This window comes from Micromonospora sp. CA-263727 (assembly GCF_050942455.1).
Lineage (GTDB): Bacteria > Actinomycetota > Actinomycetes > Mycobacteriales > Micromonosporaceae > Micromonospora.
Map to the genome: position 1 here is coordinate 5,776,710 of NZ_CP192031.1, position 17,744 is coordinate 5,794,453.

At 72.7% G+C, this 17,744-nt stretch carries 17 protein-coding genes; 2 read left to right on the forward strand and 15 right to left on the reverse strand.

Going from position 1 to position 17,744, the window contains the following annotated elements; translation table 11 throughout:
• Positions 1-550: 550 nt before the first annotated feature.
• On the reverse strand, positions 551-1,174 hold the full coding sequence (locus tag ACQPYA_RS25195; RefSeq protein WP_433529549.1) for a mycothiol-dependent nitroreductase Rv2466c family protein: 624 nt from the start codon (positions 1,172-1,174) through the stop codon (positions 551-553).
• A gap of 220 nt (positions 1,175-1,394) precedes the next feature.
• On the opposite strand from ACQPYA_RS25195, the gene pepN reads away from it, so the two are divergent.
• The gene (pepN, locus tag ACQPYA_RS25200; RefSeq protein ID WP_433529550.1) at positions 1,395-3,941 is read left to right on the forward strand and encodes an aminopeptidase N; all 2,547 of its coding nucleotides are present in this window, start codon (positions 1,395-1,397) and stop codon (positions 3,939-3,941) included.
• A 111-nt stretch (positions 3,942-4,052) separates the two neighbouring features.
• Here the strand turns inward: pepN and ACQPYA_RS25205 are convergent, their stop codons facing one another.
• The 14 genes from ACQPYA_RS25205 to ACQPYA_RS25270 form a co-directional block, all read right to left on the reverse strand.
• On the reverse strand, positions 4,053-4,469 hold the full coding sequence (locus tag ACQPYA_RS25205) for a DUF5130 family protein (protein WP_433529551.1): 417 nt from the start codon (positions 4,467-4,469) through the stop codon (positions 4,053-4,055).
• Positions 4,456-4,764 carry an aa3-type cytochrome oxidase subunit CtaJ gene (ctaJ, locus tag ACQPYA_RS25210; protein WP_433529552.1) on the reverse strand — a complete coding sequence of 103 codons (309 nt, stop codon included), beginning with the start codon at positions 4,762-4,764 and terminating at the stop codon, positions 4,456-4,458. The genes ACQPYA_RS25205 and ctaJ overlap by 14 nt, the downstream gene beginning before the upstream one ends.
• Positions 4,765-4,810: 46 nt before the next feature.
• The gene (locus tag ACQPYA_RS25215) at positions 4,811-6,274 is read right to left on the reverse strand and encodes an amidase (RefSeq protein ID WP_433529553.1); all 1,464 of its coding nucleotides are present in this window, start codon (positions 6,272-6,274) and stop codon (positions 4,811-4,813) included.
• Positions 6,275-6,359: 85 nt separating this feature from the next.
• Positions 6,360-7,406 (reverse strand): amidohydrolase family protein, encoded by a 1,047-nt coding sequence (locus ACQPYA_RS25220; RefSeq protein ID WP_433529554.1) that lies wholly within the window; start codon positions 7,404-7,406, stop codon positions 6,360-6,362.
• Positions 7,406-7,930, reverse strand: a complete 525-nt coding sequence (locus ACQPYA_RS25225) for a 3-hydroxyanthranilate 3,4-dioxygenase (protein WP_433529555.1) — start codon at positions 7,928-7,930, stop codon at positions 7,406-7,408. The genes ACQPYA_RS25220 and ACQPYA_RS25225 overlap by 1 nt, the downstream gene beginning before the upstream one ends.
• Positions 7,927-8,358 (reverse strand): RidA family protein, encoded by a 432-nt coding sequence (locus ACQPYA_RS25230; RefSeq protein ID WP_433529556.1) that lies wholly within the window; start codon positions 8,356-8,358, stop codon positions 7,927-7,929. The genes ACQPYA_RS25225 and ACQPYA_RS25230 overlap by 4 nt, the downstream gene beginning before the upstream one ends.
• 180 nt (positions 8,359-8,538) lie before the next feature.
• Positions 8,539-9,312 (reverse strand): 2-keto-4-pentenoate hydratase, encoded by a 774-nt coding sequence (locus ACQPYA_RS25235; RefSeq protein WP_433529557.1) that lies wholly within the window; start codon positions 9,310-9,312, stop codon positions 8,539-8,541.
• On the reverse strand, positions 9,309-10,364 hold the full coding sequence (gene dmpG, locus ACQPYA_RS25240; protein ID WP_433529558.1) for a 4-hydroxy-2-oxovalerate aldolase: 1,056 nt from the start codon (positions 10,362-10,364) through the stop codon (positions 9,309-9,311). The genes ACQPYA_RS25235 and dmpG overlap by 4 nt, the downstream gene beginning before the upstream one ends.
• On the reverse strand, positions 10,361-11,293 hold the full coding sequence (locus ACQPYA_RS25245; protein WP_433529559.1) for an acetaldehyde dehydrogenase (acetylating): 933 nt from the start codon (positions 11,291-11,293) through the stop codon (positions 10,361-10,363). Before ACQPYA_RS25245 ends, dmpG begins: the two co-directional genes overlap by 4 nt.
• Entirely contained in the window at positions 11,293-12,084 is a 792-nt protein-coding gene (locus ACQPYA_RS25250; RefSeq protein ID WP_433529560.1) for a 2-keto-4-pentenoate hydratase, read from the reverse strand. Before ACQPYA_RS25250 ends, ACQPYA_RS25245 begins: the two co-directional genes overlap by 1 nt.
• Positions 12,081-13,562 (reverse strand): 2-hydroxymuconic semialdehyde dehydrogenase, encoded by a 1,482-nt coding sequence (locus ACQPYA_RS25255; protein ID WP_433533609.1) that lies wholly within the window; start codon positions 13,560-13,562, stop codon positions 12,081-12,083. Before ACQPYA_RS25255 ends, ACQPYA_RS25250 begins: the two co-directional genes overlap by 4 nt.
• A gap of 20 nt (positions 13,563-13,582) precedes the next feature.
• Positions 13,583-14,917, reverse strand: a complete 1,335-nt coding sequence (locus ACQPYA_RS25260) for an FAD-dependent oxidoreductase (RefSeq protein WP_433529561.1) — start codon at positions 14,915-14,917, stop codon at positions 13,583-13,585.
• On the reverse strand, positions 14,914-16,218 hold the full coding sequence (kynU, locus tag ACQPYA_RS25265; RefSeq protein WP_433529562.1) for a kynureninase: 1,305 nt from the start codon (positions 16,216-16,218) through the stop codon (positions 14,914-14,916). Before kynU ends, ACQPYA_RS25260 begins: the two co-directional genes overlap by 4 nt.
• Before the next feature lie 10 nt (positions 16,219-16,228).
• Positions 16,229-17,128 carry a tryptophan 2,3-dioxygenase gene (locus tag ACQPYA_RS25270; RefSeq protein WP_433529563.1) on the reverse strand — a complete coding sequence of 300 codons (900 nt, stop codon included), beginning with the start codon at positions 17,126-17,128 and terminating at the stop codon, positions 16,229-16,231.
• A 146-nt stretch (positions 17,129-17,274) separates the two neighbouring features.
• On the opposite strand from ACQPYA_RS25270, the gene ACQPYA_RS25275 reads away from it, so the two are divergent.
• Positions 17,275-17,730: an Lrp/AsnC family transcriptional regulator gene (locus tag ACQPYA_RS25275; protein ID WP_433529564.1), complete on the forward strand. Its 456-nt coding sequence runs from the start codon at positions 17,275-17,277 to the stop codon at positions 17,728-17,730.
• Positions 17,731-17,744: the final 14 nt, after the last annotated feature.

The window sequence follows — 17,744 nt, forward strand, 5'->3', positions numbered from 1 at the left end:
GGGGTCAATCGCGAGGTCACCGGGACCCGGGCCACGCCCACCGCGGTCGGCCGGGCCAGCACCCCGGCTGCGTTGAGGGACCCGTCCCGCAGGGACGCCGACCAGCCCGCAACGCGGTCCTGGCGAGGAGCATGCCCGCTCTCGACGCGCTCCTGACGGGAAGCCGGCCAGCCCGCGACGCGGTCCCGGCGAGGTGCCGGCCAGGTCTCGATGCGGTCCTGGCGGGGTGCCCGGCGTCGTGGTTCGCGCGCCGCGATGTCGGTGCCCTGCTTCCGACCTCCGAGATCGTCAACGGGCGCACGATGCTTGGCCATCTGGCTGCCTCCACGAGCGGTGGACTGCGCCAGCGGGCACGGATGCGGCCCGCCGGTAGCGCTGCGGACACCTGGTCAAACGAGCCCGCGAAGGCGCCGGTGACGCCCTGCCCGGCACCGCGCGGCACGCCGTACGCCCGGCGGCACGACGCACGCCGGGCGGAGGACGGTGTTAACAGGGGGCCCCTGCTATGCAAAAGGCGTTAACAGGGGGCCCTTCCTTACAACTGGGTGGGTTAGTCGAAGATGGGGTCGATGTCGCGGCTGCGCTTGAGCTCGAAGAAGCCGGGCGTGCCGGCGACCAGCAGGACGCCGTCCCAGAGTCGGCCCGCGGCCTCCCCCTTCGGCGCCGGGGTGACCACCGGGCCGAAGAACGCGACCGGCCGGCCGTCCGGGCCGGGAGCGTGCACGACCGGGGTGCCGACGTCGGTGCCGACCGGACGCATGCCGGCCTCGTGGCTCTCCCGCAGCGCCGGGTCGACACCGGCGTCCTCGGCCGCCTCGGCCAGCGCCGGGTCCAGCCCGGCGTCGGTCAGCGCGGCGGTGAACAGCTCCGGCCCGAGCTTCTCCTTGCCCAGGTGGATCCGGGTGCCCAGCGCGGTGTAGAGGGTACGGACGGCGTCCGAGCCGTACCGCTGCTGCACGGCGATGCAGATCCGCACCGGCCCCCAGCCGAGCCGCATGAACTCCTGGTACTGCTCGGGCACCTCCCGACCCTCGTTGAGCACCGAGAGGCTCATGACGCGGTAGCGGACGTCGACGTCGCGGACCCGCTCCACCTCCAGCAGCCAACGGGAAGTGATCCATGCCCACGGGCAGATCGGGTCGAACCACATGTCGACCTTGACACGCTCGCTCACGGTGAGGTCCCTTCGCAACGATGACGCCGACTCGATCGGCGTACCTCAAATCCTTACTCCGTCCGGCCTCGATCGGGCGTAGATCGGCGGCGTGACCTCGCCCACCAACGACTGTTCCCGCATGGAAGACTCAGGACTTGACCGGCCGTCACGAACGGTTCGACGGACGACGCGGCCGTGGCGTACGGCGAGAGTGGGATGGAGACGAACAGTGCCGGGAGTGCGCAACCTGACACAGGTCGAGGCGACCGAGCGGGCCCGCCTGCTCGACGTGACCGGGTACGACATCAGTCTGGACCTGTCCAGCGCCGTCCAGGCGGCTGACGGCCGAACCTTCCGATCAACCACCGAGGTGCGCTTCAGTTGCGCCGAGCCGGGCGCGAGCACGTTCATCGAGGTGGCGGCGGACTCGGTGCGCTCCGCGACGCTCAACGGCGACCCGGTCGACGTGACCGGCTGGTCGGCCGAGAAGGGGCTGACGCTGACCGGGCTGGCCAGCGAGAACACGCTGGTCGTCGACGCTGACTTCGGATATTCGAACTCCGGGCAGGGGCTGCACCGCACGGTGGACCCGGTGGACGGCGAGACGTACCTCTACAGCCAGTTCGAGACGGCGGACGCGCAGCGGGCCTTCGCCTGCTTCGACCAGCCGGACCTGAAGAGCGTCTACACCTGGCACGCCACCGTTCCGGAGCACTGGAAGGTGATCTCCAACATGCCGGTGGAGCGGGAGGAGGCCGGCGACGGCCTGCGCACCGTCCACTTCGCCACCTCGCCGCGGATGAGCACGTACATCACCGCGCTCTGCGCCGGGCCGTACCACGAGGTCAGGTACGCCCACGACGGCATCGACCTGGGCTACTTCTGCCGCGCCAGCATGGCGCAGTACCTCGACTCCGACGACCTGAACCTGGTCACCACGCAGGGCTTCGACTTCTTCCACGAGCAGTTCGGGGTGCGCTATCCGCTGCCCAAGTACGACCAGCTCTGGGTGCCGGACTTCAACGCCGGCGCGATGGAGAACTTCGGCTGCGTGACGCACGCCGAGTCGCACTACCTGTTCCGCTCGCAGGTCACCGACTTCGAGTACGAGCAGCGGGCCAACACCGTCCTGCACGAGCTGGCGCACATGTGGTTCGGCAACCTGGTCACCATGCGCTGGTGGAACGACCTGTGGCTGAACGAGTCGTTCGCCGAGTGGGCCAGCCACTGGTGCAACACGCACGCCACCCGGTTCACCGAGGCGTGGACGACCTTCCTGTCCATCCGGAAGAACTGGGGCTACCGGCAGGACCAGCTCTCCTCCACCCACCCGGTCTACTGCGAGATGCCCGACCTGGAGGCGGTCGAGGTCAACTTCGACGGCATCACGTACGCCAAGGGCGCCAGCGTGCTCAAGCAGCTCGTCGCGTACGTGGGCGAGGAGCCGTTCCTGGCCGGCCTGCGGGCGTACTTCGCCCGTAACGCCTGGGGCAACGCCACCTTCGACGACCTGCTGTCCGAGCTGGAGACCGCCTCCGGTCGCAAGCTGCGCACATTCGCCACCCAGTGGCTGGAGACCGCGCAGGTCAACACGCTGCGGCCGGAGCTGACCGTCGGCCCGGACGGCACGTACCGGCGGGTCCTGGTCCGCCAGGAGGCGCCGGCGGGGCATCCCACGCTGCGTACCCACCGGATCGGGGTGGGCCTGTACGACCTCACCGACGGCCGGCTGGTGCGCCGCGATCGGTACGAGGTCGACATCGACGGTGAGCTGACCGAGTTGACCGACCTCGCCGGCCTGCCCGCGGCCGACGTGCTGCTGCTCAACGACGACGACTTCACCTACGCCAAGCTGCGGCTGGACGAGCGGTCGATGGCGACGGTGGTGCAGCACATCGCCGGCTTCGACTCGTCGCTGGCGCGGGCGCTGTGCTGGACCGCCGCCTGGGACATGACCCGCGACGCCGAACTGGCCACCCGCGACTACGTGGCGCTGGTGCTGGCCGGGTTGCCCGCCGAGACGGACATCAACCTGGTCACCGCGACCCTGCGCCAGGCCAGCAGCGCGCTCACCTTCTACGCCGACCCGGACTGGGCGCCGACCGGCTGGGCCGAGCTGGCCCGTACCGCGAAGACCGCTCTCGCCGCCGCCGCGCCGGGCAGCGGCTTCCAGCTCGCCTGGGCCCGGGCGTACGTCTCGGCGGCCCGCTCCGACGAGGACCTGGCGGTGCTGCGCGGCTGGCTGGACGGCACCGAGGTGACGACCGGGCTGACCATCGACACCGAGCTGCGCTGGAGCGTGTTGCAGGCGCTGGTGGCCAACGGGGTCGCCGGTGCGCCGGAGATCGACGCGGAACTGGCCACCGACAAGACGGCCAGCGGCGAGCGGGAGGCCGCGTACGCGCACGCCCTGGTGCCGACCGGGGAGAACAAGGCGGCGGTCTGGGCCCAGCTGACCGGCCCCGAGGCGCTGCCGAACTGGCGCAACCGGGCACTGTTGCAGGGCTTCAGCCACCCGGCCCAGGTCGAGCTGATCGCGCCGTACCGGGAGCGGTACTTCGCCACGGTGGGGCAGGTCTGGGCGAGCCGGGACAGCGAGCCGGCGCAGGAGTTCGCGATGCTGGCGTACCCGGCCTATCTGGTCGAGGAGGATACGGTGGCGGCCACCGACGCCTGGTTGGCGCAGGAGGGCCGCCCGGCGCCGCTGCGCCGGTTGGTGGCCGAGGGCCGTGACGGCGTGGTCCGGGCCCTCGCCGCCCGGGTCCGGGACGCCCGCAGCGCCTGAGCAGCGGCCGGTGGAGGGGCGGGCGGGCTCCTCCACCGGCCCCGCCGACCGGAGAAAACGACGAGGCCCGAGCCACGCGAGGTGGGGTCGGGCCTCGTCGTACGGGAGCGGTCAGGCCGCCTTGCCGGCGTACCGGGAGAGCTGGTCGAGGCCCTGGATGATGCCGCCGGCCAGGTCGCCACCGCCGAAGGCGGCCACCATCGACAGCGCGGCGATCTTGGCGTACGTGTCGGGGACCCGCTTGCGGGCGTACCGGCCGGTGACGATCTCCAGCTGCCGCTGGTTCGGCGAGATCGCGATCAGCACCGAGCGGTCGGGCTCGGCGAGTTGCCGGTGCAGCCGCTCGGCGTGCTCCCGGATCGGCTCGTCGAGGCCGCCCACGAAAACCGAGAAGACCAGGCCGGTCGTCCGGTCGGCCAGGCGCAGCGCCTCGTCGATGCGCAGCAGCTGGCGGGTCGAGAACGGCCCGTCGAGCACGTCGGGCGGGGTCTCCGTCCCGGTCCCGGGCTGCTTCTCACCAACGGTCACTTGCGCCTCCGGTTCCACCAGCCGGCGCCTCGACACCGGCCTGCTCCTGCTTGCGGCTGGTCAGCGCCGGTGCCTGTGCCCCCGCGGCCAGCGCGGTGCCGGCCGAGTCGGCCAGCTCCTCCGGCTTGCCGAGGAACCACACCGGTGTGAAGCTGAACGGCCGGCCCGGCCGGTAACGCTTGGCACCGCCGCTCCCGCCACGGCTACCCGCGTAGACGAGCCCGGCGATCACCAGCACGACGACTGCCGGGATGCCGACGAAGACCAGCAACGTGTCGGTTACAGACAATCCCAACGCCCCCAGGCGGAAAGAGAGACCTTCGACCGGATCGGGTGGCACGTCACCGCGGCGACCTCCCGACTCCGCTTCCACTCACGTTAGCGGAGCCGACGCTGCGCCAGACTCCGGGGTGGCGATCCCACCCGCCACTCAAGCGTTCCACCTGCGCAGCTGTCGCGATCAGCCGCGCGTCGTCACCGTACCGGCCGGTGAGCAGAACCCCGGCCGGCAGCCCCTCGGCGGTCACCCCGACCGGCAGCGAAACGGACGGTTCGCCCGTAACGTTGAAGACCGCACAGTACGGGGAGAAGCGGCGTTGCCGGTCGAAGTCCTCCTCCGGCGTACGCCCCTCGGTGAACCAGCCGACCGGGGCCTGCGGGGCCGCCAGGGTCGGGCAGAGCAGCAGGTCGCAGCCGGCGGTGCGGCGCAGACCGAGGCGTACCTGGGCCTGGATCTCGCCCAGGGTGGCGGTGAGGGCGCCGGCGGAGATCCCGGCGGCCCGGGACCGCAGGAAGCGGGTCAGCGGCAGTAGTTGGCCCTCCCGCTCCGGCGGCACCGGCGCCAGCGTGAGCACGTACCAGACGATCTCGAACAGCGGCCAGACCTGCGGCCCGAGCGGCGGTGGCACCTCGACCACCTCGTGGCCGGCGGCGGTGAGCAGCGCGGCGGCCCGGTCCACCGCGGCGGCGCAGTCCGGATGGACCGGTTCGTCGGCGAGCATCGGGGCGGTGAACCGGCCGACCCGCAGCCGCCCGGGTGCGGCGGCGCGGGCCGCGGCGAGGTAGCCGCCGGCGGGCGGCGGAGGTGGCAGGTAGGGCTCGCCGGGCACCGGCTCGGCCAGCACGTCGAGCAGCGCGGCCACGTCGGCGACGGTCCGCCCGATCGGGCCGCTGATCGGCAGTCCGAAGCCGCCGAAGCCGAGCGGGCCGCCGGAGACCAGGCCGCGACTGGGCTTGTAGCCGATCAGGCCGCACAGCGACGCCGGGATGCGCAGCGAGCCGCCGCCGTCGGAGCCCTGGGCGACCGGCACCAGGCCCGCCGCCACGGCCGCCGCCGCGCCGCCGCTGGAACCACCGGCGGTGTACGCCAGGTCCCACGGGTTGCGGGCCGGCGGGGCCACCAGCCCCTCGGAGTAGAGCGAGCAGCCCAGCTCGGAGGTGGTGGTCTTGCCGAGGCTGATCAGACCGGCCGCCCGGATGAACCGCACCACGTCGGCGTCGACCGGCGGCACGAAGTCGGCGAACGCGGCCGAGCCGAAGGTGGTGCGGACGCCGGCCGTCAACGTCAGATCCTTGATCGCGGTCGGTACGCCGTGCAGTGGCCCGCGCCGCTGTGCCGGCGTCGCGTCCGCCGCCCGTGCTGCCTCGCGGGCCAGTTCCGCGGTGACCGTGACGAAGGCGCCGACCGTGTCGCCGAGCGCGTCGACCCGGCGCAGGTGATGCTCGACCAGCTCCAGGCTGGACAGCTCGCCGCGGGCGATCGCGGCGGCCTGCTCCAGCGCGGTCAGGTCGTGCGGCTCGGCCATACCGCTCATCCTGCCCCGGGCGGCGGCGTGCTGCACTCGCTCCGGCGCGTCGCGTTAAGAGGGGGCCCTTCCTATACACGAGGCGTTAACAGGGGGCCCTTCCTTTCAAAAAGCGGAGGGCGTTGTGGGAGAGGAGGGCGGCGCGTTGGGTGTCGGTGAGGAAGTCGGCTTCGTGGACCACCCGGCCCACCGGGCGTTCGCCGAGCGGGTACGGGTAGTCGCTGCCGACCAGCACCCGGTCGACGCCCATGGTGTCGACCAGCAGCCGCAGCGCGGGCGTCGCGAAGACCACCGAGTCGACGTAGAACCGGTCGACGTAGGAGCTGGGCGGGGCGGCGGAGGAACCGCGTACCAGGTCGCCGCGGCGGCGCCAGGCGTTGTCGGCGCGGCCCAGCCAGAACGGGAAGCTGCCGCCGCCGTGGGCGAAGCAGATCCGCAACGTCGGCGGCACCTTGTCGAAGACGCCACCGAGGATCATCGCCAGCACCGACAGGTGGGTCTCGGCGGGCATGCCGGTGAGCCAGCGGGCCATCCACCGGTCGAGCCGGGGACCGCCCGCCATGTCCCACGGGTGGACGAAGACCGGTGCGCCGACCTCGGCGCAGTGGGTCAGGAAGGTCACGATGCCGGCGTCGTCCAGGTCCCGGTCGCCGACGTGGTTGCCGATCTCCACTCCGCCGTGCCCGGCGGCCAGGCAGCGGTCCAGTTCCGCGCAGGCCGCGTCCGGGTCCTGCAACGGCACCTGGCAGAACGGCAGCAACCGGTCGCCGCCGGCCGCGGTGACCTCCAGGGTCAGGTCGTTGAAGATCCGGGCCACCCGCACCGCCTGGTCGGCCGGGCGATCGTAGCCGAAGAAGACCGGGGTGGGCGAGACCACCTGCACGTCGACACCGTCGGCGGCCATGTCGGCCAGCCGGGTCGGCGCGTCCCAGCACTCCGCGCCGACCGGCCGGAACTCGGTCTCGCCGATCATGATCATGGCCGCGCGCTCCGAGTCGACGCGCAGCCAGGGCCAGTCGGACCCGCCGCACGCCGCCGCGAGGTCCGGCCATCCCTTCGGTACGACGTGCGTGTGCACGTCCACCACCGCCGGCTCCGACCGCGTCGGCGGACCGGCGATCGGAGCCGCCATCAGCCCTTGCCCGGGTGCAGGGCGCCGCAGTTGTCGCAGGTGCGGGCCGTCTCGTCGGCGTAGAACGCGCCGAAGACCGGGGGCAGGTCGGCGGCGATGTCGCGGACCTGCAACTCGACCTCGTGCACCTTGTGCCCGCACTCGGGGCAGTACCACTGGAACTTCTCCAGGGTGCCCTCCTCACGGACCCGTTCGATCACCACGCCGATCGAGCCGGCCTCCGGCCGCTGCGGCGAGTGCGGGGTGTCGCGCGGCAGCATCCACATCTGCCCCTCGCGCACGTGCACCGTACGCGGCCCCTCCGGAGTCATCAGGTTCACGTGCATGTTGCCCTTGACCTGGTAGAAGAACTCCTCGTACGGGTCGACGTGGAAGTCGGTGCGCTGGTTCGGCCCACCCACCACCATGACGATGAAGTCGTCGCTGCCCGGCAACATCTCCTTGTTGCCCACCGGCGGCTTGAGCAGGTGCTGGTTCTCGGCGATCCATCCCGGAAAGCTGAACGGCTCGGCGATCTCACTCACGACTGGCCTCCTTCTGGGAGCAGGGCCACGGCCTGCATCTCGATCAGCAGGTGCGGGTGCGGCAGCTGATGCACCGCGACCGTCGTCCGGGTCGGCCCGGTGGCGTCGAAGAACTCCGCCCACACCTCGTTGTACCCACCAAAGTCGTTCATGTTGACCAGGTAGGACGTCACCTGCACCAGGTCGGTCAGCTCGGCGCCCACCGACCGCAGCAGGTCCCGGACGTTCTCGATCACCGCTCGGGTCTGCGCCCGGATGTCCAGGTCGGTGGTCCCGAACTCGTCCACCGACACGCCCGCGAAGGTGTTGTCCGGCCGCCGCGACGACGTACCCGACACGAACACGAACCCACCCGCCACCTTGACGTGCGGAAACGCCCCCCGAGGAACGGCCTTCCCCGCGACGACGCGCCCTTCACCACCACTCACGACAGACCATTCCCGATCGGCGCAGCCACCGTGACCACCACTCTGGATCTCGACCAGGCACCGACGCACGGGCAGCGGCCACGTCAGGGGTTCCGGGCAGCCCGGCCGGCGCAGGGATCAAGCCTGACCGCCCGGAGCCGGTCGGGCTGCCCGGAACCCCCACCAGGACGATCCGCGAGATCACGACAAAGCCCGAAGTGAGGCGGTGCCGAGCTTCTCCACTCCCGCCCGGACATGGGCGCCGGGACGCAGCGGGACTGCCGCCGTGGCCGCGCCGGCCAGGAAGACCCAGCCTTCGCGCAACCGCACCCCGTGCCGCCCGGCCAGCCGGATGCCCTCGTCGAGCGCCCGGCGCGGGTCGCCGAGGATCGCCGCCGTCGAGCCGACCTGCGCCAGCCGCCCGTCGACCTCCAGCAGCACGCCGAGGTTCTCCAGCCCGTCCGGCACCGGCGACCAGGGCCCGACCGCGAACGCGGCGGCCGAGGTGTTGTCGGCGACGACGTCCGGCAGGGAGAAGGTGAAGTCGGCGTACCGGGAGTCGATCAGCTCGATCGCCGGGGCGACCGCGCGTACCGCGTCGGTGAAGTCGCCGACCGGCTCGCCGGGCTCGGGGAGCCGGTCCAGCAGGAACGCCACCTCCGGCTCGACCCGGGGGTGGATGAAGTCGGCCACGTCGACGGCGCCGCCGTCGGGCACCCGCATCGCGTCGGTGAGCCGACCCCAGATGACCTCGTCGACACCGACCTGGGCCATCTTCGCCTTGCTGGTCAGCCCCATCTTCAGGCCGACCAGCCGCTCACCCCGGTCGAACCGGCGTTGCAACAGGGCGGCCTGCACCGCGTACGCGGCGTCGACGTCGAGCCCGGTCTCGGCGGCGAGCTGCGGGATGGCGGTGGCCGTGTCGGCCGCCGTGCCCAACGTCGCCGCGATCCCGGAGATGTCCGGCCCGATCATGCTTCTCCCCCGCCCGCCAGGTCCAGCGCCACGTCCACGATCATGTCCTCCTGCCCGCCGACCATCCGCCGCCGGCCCAGCTCGACCAGGATCGAGCGGACGTCCACGCCGTACTTCGCCGAGGCCCGTTCGGCGTGGCGGAGGAAGCTGGAGTAGACCCCCGCGTACCCCAGGGAGAGGGTCTCCCGGTCGACCTGGACCGGCCGGTCCTGGAGCGGGCGGACGATGTCGTCGGCGGCGTCCATCAGCGCGAAGACGTCGCAGCCGTGCTTCCAGCCGTGCAGCTCGGCGACCGCGACGAAGACCTCCAGCGGCGCGTTGCCGGCCCCGGCGCCCATCCCGGCCAGCGAGGCGTCCACCCGGACCGTCCGGCCGGCCGGCGACCCGACCGGGCCGTCGCCGGCTACCCGGCCATGCTCGACGGCGACCACGCTGTTGGCCACGCCGAGCGAGAGGTTGTGGTGGGCGTGGATGCCGATCTGCGTGGTCGGCTCCAGCACCTGCCGGTACGCGTCGACCCGCTGCGCCACGTCGGACATCAGCAGCCGGCCGCCGGAGTCGGTGACGTAGACGCAGTGCGCCCCGTACGACTCCATCAGCTTGGCCTGGGCGGCCAGCCCGGCCGGGTCGTTCATGTGCGACATCATCAGGAAGCCGGCCACGTCCATGCCGTTCTCCCGGGCCCAGGAGATGTGCTGGGCGGAGATGTCCGCCTCGGTGCAGTGGGTGGCGATCCGGACGCTGGTCACCCCGAGCGCCCTGGCCGCCCTCAGGTCGGCGATGGTGCCGATGCCCGGCAGCAGCAGGGTGGTCAGCTTCGCGTTCGTCATCACCTCGGCCGCCGCCGAGATCCATTCGGCGTCGCTCGCCGCGCCGTGGCCGTAGTTGACGCTGGAGCCGGCCAGGCCGTCGCCGTGCGCCACCTCGATCGCGGCCACCCCCGCGGCGTCCAGCGCGGCGGCGATGGTGCGGACCTGGTCCACCGTGTACCGGTGGGCGATGGCGTGCATGCCGTCGCGCAACGTCACGTCCTGGATGTACAGCTCGCTCATGCGGGCAACCCCTTTGCGCGCAGGGCGACCAGCCGCTCCGCCGTGCGCAGCGCGGCCGAGGTCATGATGTCCAGGTTCCCGGCGTACCCGGGCAGGTAGTGCCCGGCGCCGGAGACCTCCAGGAAGACCGAGACCTGGAGGCCGGTGAGGTGCCGCCCGAGCGACGGCACGAAGCTGTCCATCCGGTCGAACTGCACGTCCTGCTTGAGCCGGTAGCCCGGGACGTACTCCTGCACGGCGGCGACCATCGCGGCGACCGAGTCGGCGATGGCGGCCCGGTCGGCGTCGGCGTCCGGGCAGAGGCAGTAGACGGTGTCCCGCATCAGCAGTGGCGGCTCGGCCGGGTTGAGCACGATGATCGCCTTGCCCCGGCCGGCGCCGCCGACCACCTCGATCGCCCGGGCCGTGGTCTCGGTGAACTCGTCGATGTTGGCCCGGGTGCCCGGTCCGGCCGAACGCGAGGCGATCGAGGCGACGATCTCGCCGTACGCCACCGGGGTGACCCGGCGTACCGCGGCGACGATCGGCACGGTCGCCTGCCCGCCACAGGTGACCATGTTGAGGTTCGGCTCGGCCAGGTGCTCGTCCAGGTTGACCGGCGGCACCACGTACGGGCCGATCGCGGCCGGGGTCAGGTCCACCACGGTCCGCCCGTGGGCGCGCAGCACCGCGTCGTGGTGCCGGTGCGCGCCGGCCGAGGTGGCGTCGAAGACCAGCTCGACGTCGGCGAACTCGGGGAGCGCGACCAGGCCGTCCACGCCCTTGGCGGTGGTGGCCACCCCCAGCCGCGCGGCGCGGGCGAGGCCGTCGGAGGCCGGGTCGATGCCGGCCATCGCCACCATCCGCAGTGAGTCCGACAGCCGGAGCACCTTGATCATCAGGTCGGCGCCGATGTTGCCCGACCCGATCACCGCCACACCCGTGGTCATCAGGAGGTCTCCTTCGAGAAGCAGGTCCGCACCGAGCCGACGCCGGAGATCCGGGCCTCGTACGCCGCGCCCGGCGTGACCGCCACCATCGGGCCGAGCGCGCCGGAGAGCACCACGTCACCGGCGCGCAGCGGGTCACCGGCGCGGGCCATCGTGCCGGCCAGCCAGGCCAGCGCGTGCAGCGGGTTGCCGAGGCAGGCCGCGCCGGCGCCGACCGACACCGGCTCCCCGGCGTGCTCCAGCACCATTCCGGCCAGCCGTAGGTCCACGTCGGCCGGCCGGCGCGGCGCGGTGCCGAGCACGAAGAGTCCGCTGGAGGCGTTGTCCGCCACCGTGTCCACGATGGAGATGTCCCAGCCGGCGACGCGGGAGTCGACGACCTCGATGGCCGGTAGCAGGTGGTCGACGGCGCGCAGCAGGTCGACGGTGGTGACTCGCTCGTCGGGCAGGTCGGCGCCGAGCACGAAGGCGATCTCCGCCTCGACCCGGGGCTGGAGCAGCCGGTCCACGGCGATCTCGGCGCCGTCGGGCACCGCCATGGTGTCGGTGAGCACACCGAAGTCCGGCTCGTAGACCCCGAAGGTCTCCTGGACCGCCCGGGAGGTGAGCCCGATCTTCGCGCCCACCCGACGCTGCCCCGACGCCAGCCACTCGCGCACCTGGAGCTGCTGCACCCGGTACGCGGACCCGACGTCCCCCTCGGGGATCAGCCGCCCGCGCAGCGGCGGGCAGGGCTTGCCGCTGCGCCGGGCCTCGGCCAGCTCCCCGGCCGCCGACTCGATATCAGTCATGAGAGGTCCACGCAGACGTTGGTGAGTTCGGAATAGAAGTCGAGCGAGTGCACGCCGCCCTCGCGGCCGATGCCGGAGGACTTCACCCCGCCGAAGGGGGTGCGCAGGTCGCGCAGGAACCAGGTGTTGACCCAGACGATGCCGGCGTCCAGTCGCGCGCCGGCCCGGTGCGCCCGGCCCACGTCCCGGGTCCAGACCGTCGCCGCCAGGCCGTAGTCGGTGCCGTTGGCCAGCGCGTACGCCTCCTCCTCGGTGTCGAACGGGGCCACGTGCACCACCGGGCCGAAGATCTCCTCGGTGTTGGTCCGGGCGTCCGGGCCGAGCCCGGTCAGCACGGTCGGCTGCACGTACGCGCCGCCGTCGCGGGCGTCGCCGAAGCGGGGCGTCCCGCCGCCGGCGAGCACCTGCGCGCCCTCCGTCCGGGCCAGGTCGTAGTGGCCGAGCACCTTGTCCCGGTGGGCGTGCGAGATCAGCGGCATGTTCGCCGTCGCCTCGTCCGCCGGCCAGCCGTACGCCAACTCGCCGGCACGCTCGGCCAGCCGGGCGGTGAACTCCTCGAAGACCGGCCGCTGCACGTAGATCCGCTCGGTGCAGAGGCAGACCTGGCCGCCGTTGGTGAAGCTGGAGCGCACCGAGCCGGCGACCGCCGCGTCCAGGTCGGCGTCGGCGAAGACCAGGCCGGCGTTCTTGCCGCCCAGCTCGAAGCTGACCGCCTTCACCCCGTCGGCCGCGGCCCGCATGATGGCGCTGCCGGTGGCCGACTCGCCGGTGAAGGTGATCGCGTCGACGCCCGGGTGCCGGGTGAGGAACTCGCCGGCCGAGCCGGGGCCGAAGCCGTGCACCAGGTTGAACACGCCGTCCGGCACCCCGGCGGCGGCCATCACCTCGGCGAGCAGCGTGGCCGAGGCGGGCGTCTCCTCGCTGGGCTTGACCACCACCGCGTTGCCGCAGGCCAGTGCCGGGGCGACCTTCCAGGTGAGCAGGAGCAGCGGCAGGTTCCACGGCACGATCACCGCGACCACCCCGACCGGCTTGCGTACCGCGTAGTTGAGCGCCCGGCCGCCGGTCGGGGTGACCGTGGTGAACGACTCGGTGGGCGCGGTCGCCACGATCTCGGCGAAGGCCCGGAAGTTTGCCGCGCCGCGCGGGATGTCCAGGGTGCGGGCCTGCGAGATGGCCTTGCCGGTGTCCGCGACCTCGGCGGCGACCAGGTCGTCGAAGCGGCGTTCCAGCTCGTCGGCGACCCGGCGCAGCACCTCGGCGCGCTCCCGCTCCGCCATCCGGCCCCACGGCCCGCGCAGCGCCGCCCGGGCCGCGGTCACCGCGTCGTCCACCACCGACGACGACGCCTCGACCACCTCGAAGACCGGCTCGCCGGTGACCGGGCTGCGCTTGGTGAACCGGGTGCCGGCGTCGAGGAACTGCCCGCCGACGAAGTTGCGCAGCAGGCCGGGGCCGTCCGGCGCGTGCCCGGCCATCAGCCGGGGATCCCAGCGGGTCATCCGCGCCTCCCGCGCCCGAGCGCCACCGCCGCGCCGGCCAGCGCCGCCACCGCGCCGGCCGCCACCGCGCCGAGCACCTGGTACTGCCGGCGGGCCCGGCGACGCACCTCGGCGTAGGGGACGGTGGAGAAGGAGACCATCTCGTACTGGGAGACGTAGCGGCCGGGCAGCGCCCGCTCCAGGGCGTGCTCGATCTTCTTGCGGGTCCGGAAGACCGGCGAGGCGACCTTGTCGCGCATCTCCACGAAGTTGGCCAGCGCCATCCGGGCGATCGCCTCGGCGTTGGCCTGCCGGCGGTGCTGGAACAGCGGCAGCGCCGCCGACCAGTCGTCGGCGCACTCGGAGAGGCAGCGGTCCAGCTCCACCACGTCCTCGAAGGCGCAGTTGGCCCCCTGGCCGTAGAACGGCACGATGGCGTGCGCCGCGTCGCCGAGCAGGCCGACCCGCCCGTCGACCTGCCACGGGTCGCACCGCACGGTGCCGAGCAGGCCGACCGGGTTGTGCTGGTAGTCGTCCACCAGGTCGGGGGCGAGCGGCACCAGGTCCGGGTAGTGCTGCGCGAAGTGCCGTCCGATGGCCGCCCGGCTGCCCAGCGAGGCGAAGCTGGCGGTGCCGTGGGTGGGCCAGAACAGGGTGCAGGTGAAGGAGCGGTCCGGGTTCGGCAGGGCGATCATCATCGAGGTGCCGCGCGGCCAGATGTGCAGCGCGCCCGGGTCGAGCGCGAAGTCTCCGCCGAGCGGCGGGATGGTGAGTTCCTTGTAGCCGTAGTCGAGGAAGTCGACGCTCTCGGTGAGCAGGCCGTGTTCGAGCAGCTGCCCGCGTACCGCCGAGCCGGCGCCATCGGTGCCGAGCACGACCCGGGCACCCGCGGTGACCGGGCCCTGCGGGGTGTCGAAGGTCATCTGCCCGGTCGCCGGGTCGAGCCCGACCATCCGGTGGTCGAAGGCGATCCGCACCCCGGGCAGCTTGGCGGCGGCCTCCAGCAGCGCGTTGTTCAGCGCGCCCCGGCTGATCGAATTGATCGCCCGGTCGCCGGAGACGCTGTACGACTGGAACCCCGGCTCGCCCGCCACCGGGTGCACCATCCGGCCGCGCATCGGCAGCGCGTCGGTCATCACCTGCTCGGCGAGCCCGATCCGGCGCAGCGCGTCCAGCCCGCGCTCGGAGAGCGCCAGGTTGATCGAGCGGCCCCGCTCGACCGTCCCGGTACGCGGATCCGGCCGCCGCTCGTAGAGCGCCACCGGGTAGCCGCGCCGGGCCAGGAAGCAGGCCAGCAGGCAGCCGGCCAGCCCGGCCCCCACCACCGCGATCTCGTCGCGTTCCCCCGTCACCGGCGCACCTCCTGGACCGTCGCGGCGAGCGCGTCGGCGACCCGCCAACAGTCGTGGTACGTCGAGTAGAGCGGCACCGGGGCGAACCGAACGACGTCCGGCTCCCGGGCGTCGGCGATCACGCCGTGCTCGTGGCGCAGCCGCTTGGTCAGCTCGTTGGCGCTGCCCTCGCCGAGGCGTACCGAGAGCTGGCAGCCGCGCCGGCTCGGGTCACGGGGGGTGACCACGGTCAGCGGCCGGTCGACGGTCACCCCGTCGAGCAGCCGCGCCAGGTAGCCGGTGAGCCGCAGGCTGCGCGCGCGCAACGCGGGCATGCCGATCGAGTCGAACAGCTCCAGCGAGGTACGGACCGGACCCATCGCGAAGATCGGCGGGTTGGAGACCTGCCACGCCTCGACGGTGCCCGGCGGCCGGCTCACCGGGGTCATCTCGAACCGGGTGGCCGCCGCCGTGCTCCACCAGCCCTCGAACCGGGGCAGCGACGGGTCGCCGTGGTGCCGCTCGTGCACGAAGACCCCGGCGAGCGCCCCCGGGCCGGAGTTGAGGTACTTGTACGAGCACCAGGCGGCGAAGTCGACGTCCCAGTCGTGCAGCGACAGCGGCACGTTGCCCGCCGCGTGTGCCAGGTCCCAGCCGACGACCGCCCCGGCCGCCCGGCCGGCGGCGGTGATCGCCGGAATGTCCATCAGCTCGCCGGTGAGGTAGTTGACTCCGCCGAGCAGGACCAGCGCGACGGTGTGCCCCTCGGCCGCCAGGAACGCGGTGACGTCCTCGGTCCGCAGGTGCTCCTCACCCGGACGCGGCGTGAGCCGGACCACGGTGGTGTCCGGGTCGAGGCCGTGGAACCGGGCCTGGCTGCGCACCGCGTAGCTGTCCGACGGGAAGGCGGTGTCCTCGATGACGATCCGGGTCCGCTCCCCGGCGGGCCGGTAGAAGCTGACCATCAGCAGGTGCAGGTTGACCGTCAGCGAGTTCATCACCACGGTCTCGGTGGGCCGGGCGCCGACCAGTCGCGCGGCCGGCGCGGTCAACAACTCGTGGTACGGCAGCCAGGGGCGCTCCGCGTCCAGGTGCCCCTCGACACCGAGCCGGCTCCAGGCGTCCAGGTCGGCCAGCAACTCGGTGCGGGTGGCCTTCGGTTGCAGGCCGAGCGAGTTGCCGGCCAGATACGCCGTCTCGGGGTAGCGGCCCCCCTCGGCCGGCGGCACGTGGAACAGGTGCCGGTGTCCCGGGTCGGCGGCGTCCAGCCGGACCGCGTCGGCCTCGTCGGCGTGCGGTGCCGCCTCCTCGTAGGTCCTCATCGTCGTCGCCTCACATCGCGGTACGGGCCGACCACAGCTCCGGGAAGACCACCCGGGCCATGCTGCGTTGCAACCAGGCCAGCCCGGCGGAGCCGCCGCTGCCAACCTTTGCCCCCATGGTGCGCTGTACCGCCTTGATGTGGTGGTGCCGCCAGTCGCCGAACTGCTCGGCCACCTCGGTCAGCGCCTCGCCGAGCAGCCGAAGGTGATTGTCCGGGCCGGTGTCGGCGTAGATCCGCACCCAGGCCGCCTCGACCGCGTCCTGCGACTCGTGTTCGATCGTCACGTCCCGCTCCAGCAGCTCGGCGGGGAGGTCGTGACCGTGCCGGGCGAGCAGGGCGACCACCTCGTCCCAGACGCTCGGCGTGGCCAGGGCGGCGGTCAGCTCGGCGTGCACCTCGGGCTGCCGGCGGAACGGGCGGATCAACGCCGGGTCGCGGAGCCCGAGCAGGAACTCCAGGTGCCGGTACATGGCCGACTGGAAGCCGGAGCCCTCGCCGAGCAGGTTGCGGAAGCGGTTGAAGTCGGCCGGGGTCATCCAGCGCAGGCCGCGCCAGGCGGCGTTCAGCCCCTCCAGGTGCAGGGTGGCCCGACGCAGCGGGGCCAGCGCCTCCCACACCCGGTCGGCGCGCAGCAGCCGGCAGGCGTCCCGCAGTTCGTGGCAGGTCAACCCGAAGTACAGCTCCATGATCTGGCTGACCATCAGGAAGGACATCTCGCCCGGGTCGCTGCTCAACGGCTGTTGCAGCCGGTGCAGCGTGCTGGCCTGCACGTACGCGTCGTAGGGCACCCGCTCGGCGAACTCCAGGGTCGGCTCGCCGCCGTTCCGGGCGGCCCGGGCCGCACGCTGCCGCCCGGTCACCGGGCGCACCGCCGCCCGGCTCCCCGGCCGCAGTTCGGTCTGCTCCATGCGTCCGCTCCTTCCCGGCGTCGGTCCAGTCATGATCTCGCGGTGGGATCGCCGGACGGAATGCCTGTTCAACGGCGGTTACGCTGATCGACCTACCGAACGGAAGGCACTGGCCGGGGTTGGCTTGCCGCACGTAAGGTCTGAGCGTGGACGAGATGGACTGGGCCCTGCTCCGCGAGTTGCAGGCCGACGCGCGGTTGTCCTTCAGCGAGCTGTCCCGGCGGGTGCACCTCTCCCCACCGGCGGTGGCCGAGCGGGTGCGCCGGCTGGAGGAGACCGGGGTGATCACCGGCTATCACGCCCACGTCGACCTGGCCCGCGCCGGCCGCACGGTGGTCGCGCTGATCCGGATGTCCTGCTACGGCGTCCGGTGCATCCTGCACGACCCGGCGGTCTCCGGCTGGCCGGAGATCCTGGAGATCCACCGGATCACCGGCGACGCGTGCAGCGTGCTGAAGGTCGCAGCCGGCTCCATCGGCGCCTTCGAGGCGGTGATCGACCGGCTCGCCCCGTACGGGCAGCCGTCGAGCACGATGGTGCTCTCCACCCCCCTCGACTGGCAGCCCATCACCCCGCTGGCCGGTCGCCCCGGCGCGGTCTAGCCGCCCCGCTGGCC

What these genes read in the sequence shown, in the direction of transcription:
- ACQPYA_RS25215 (WP_433529553.1), bottom strand. Translation starts at nt 6,274, where the DNA reads ATGGCCGAGCCGCACGACCTGACCGCGCTGGAGCAGGCCGCCGCGATC.
- ACQPYA_RS25220 (WP_433529554.1), bottom strand. Translation starts at nt 7,406, where the DNA reads ATGGCGGCTCCGATCGCCGGTCCGCCGACGCGGTCGGAGCCGGCGGTG.
- ACQPYA_RS25235 (WP_433529557.1), bottom strand. Translation starts at nt 9,312, where the DNA reads ATGATCGGGCCGGACATCTCCGGGATCGCGGCGACGTTGGGCACGGCG.
- dmpG (WP_433529558.1), bottom strand. Translation starts at nt 10,364, where the DNA reads ATGAGCGAGCTGTACATCCAGGACGTGACGTTGCGCGACGGCATGCAC.
- ACQPYA_RS25245 (WP_433529559.1), bottom strand. Translation starts at nt 11,293, where the DNA reads ATGACCACGGGTGTGGCGGTGATCGGGTCGGGCAACATCGGCGCCGAC.
- ACQPYA_RS25250 (WP_433529560.1), bottom strand. Translation starts at nt 12,084, where the DNA reads ATGACTGATATCGAGTCGGCGGCCGGGGAGCTGGCCGAGGCCCGGCGC.
- ACQPYA_RS25255 (WP_433533609.1), bottom strand. Translation starts at nt 13,562, where the DNA reads ATGGCCGGGCACGCGCCGGACGGCCCCGGCCTGCTGCGCAACTTCGTC.
- kynU (WP_433529562.1), bottom strand. Translation starts at nt 16,218, where the DNA reads ATGAGGACCTACGAGGAGGCGGCACCGCACGCCGACGAGGCCGACGCG.
- ACQPYA_RS25270 (WP_433529563.1), bottom strand. Translation starts at nt 17,128, where the DNA reads ATGGAGCAGACCGAACTGCGGCCGGGGAGCCGGGCGGCGGTGCGCCCG.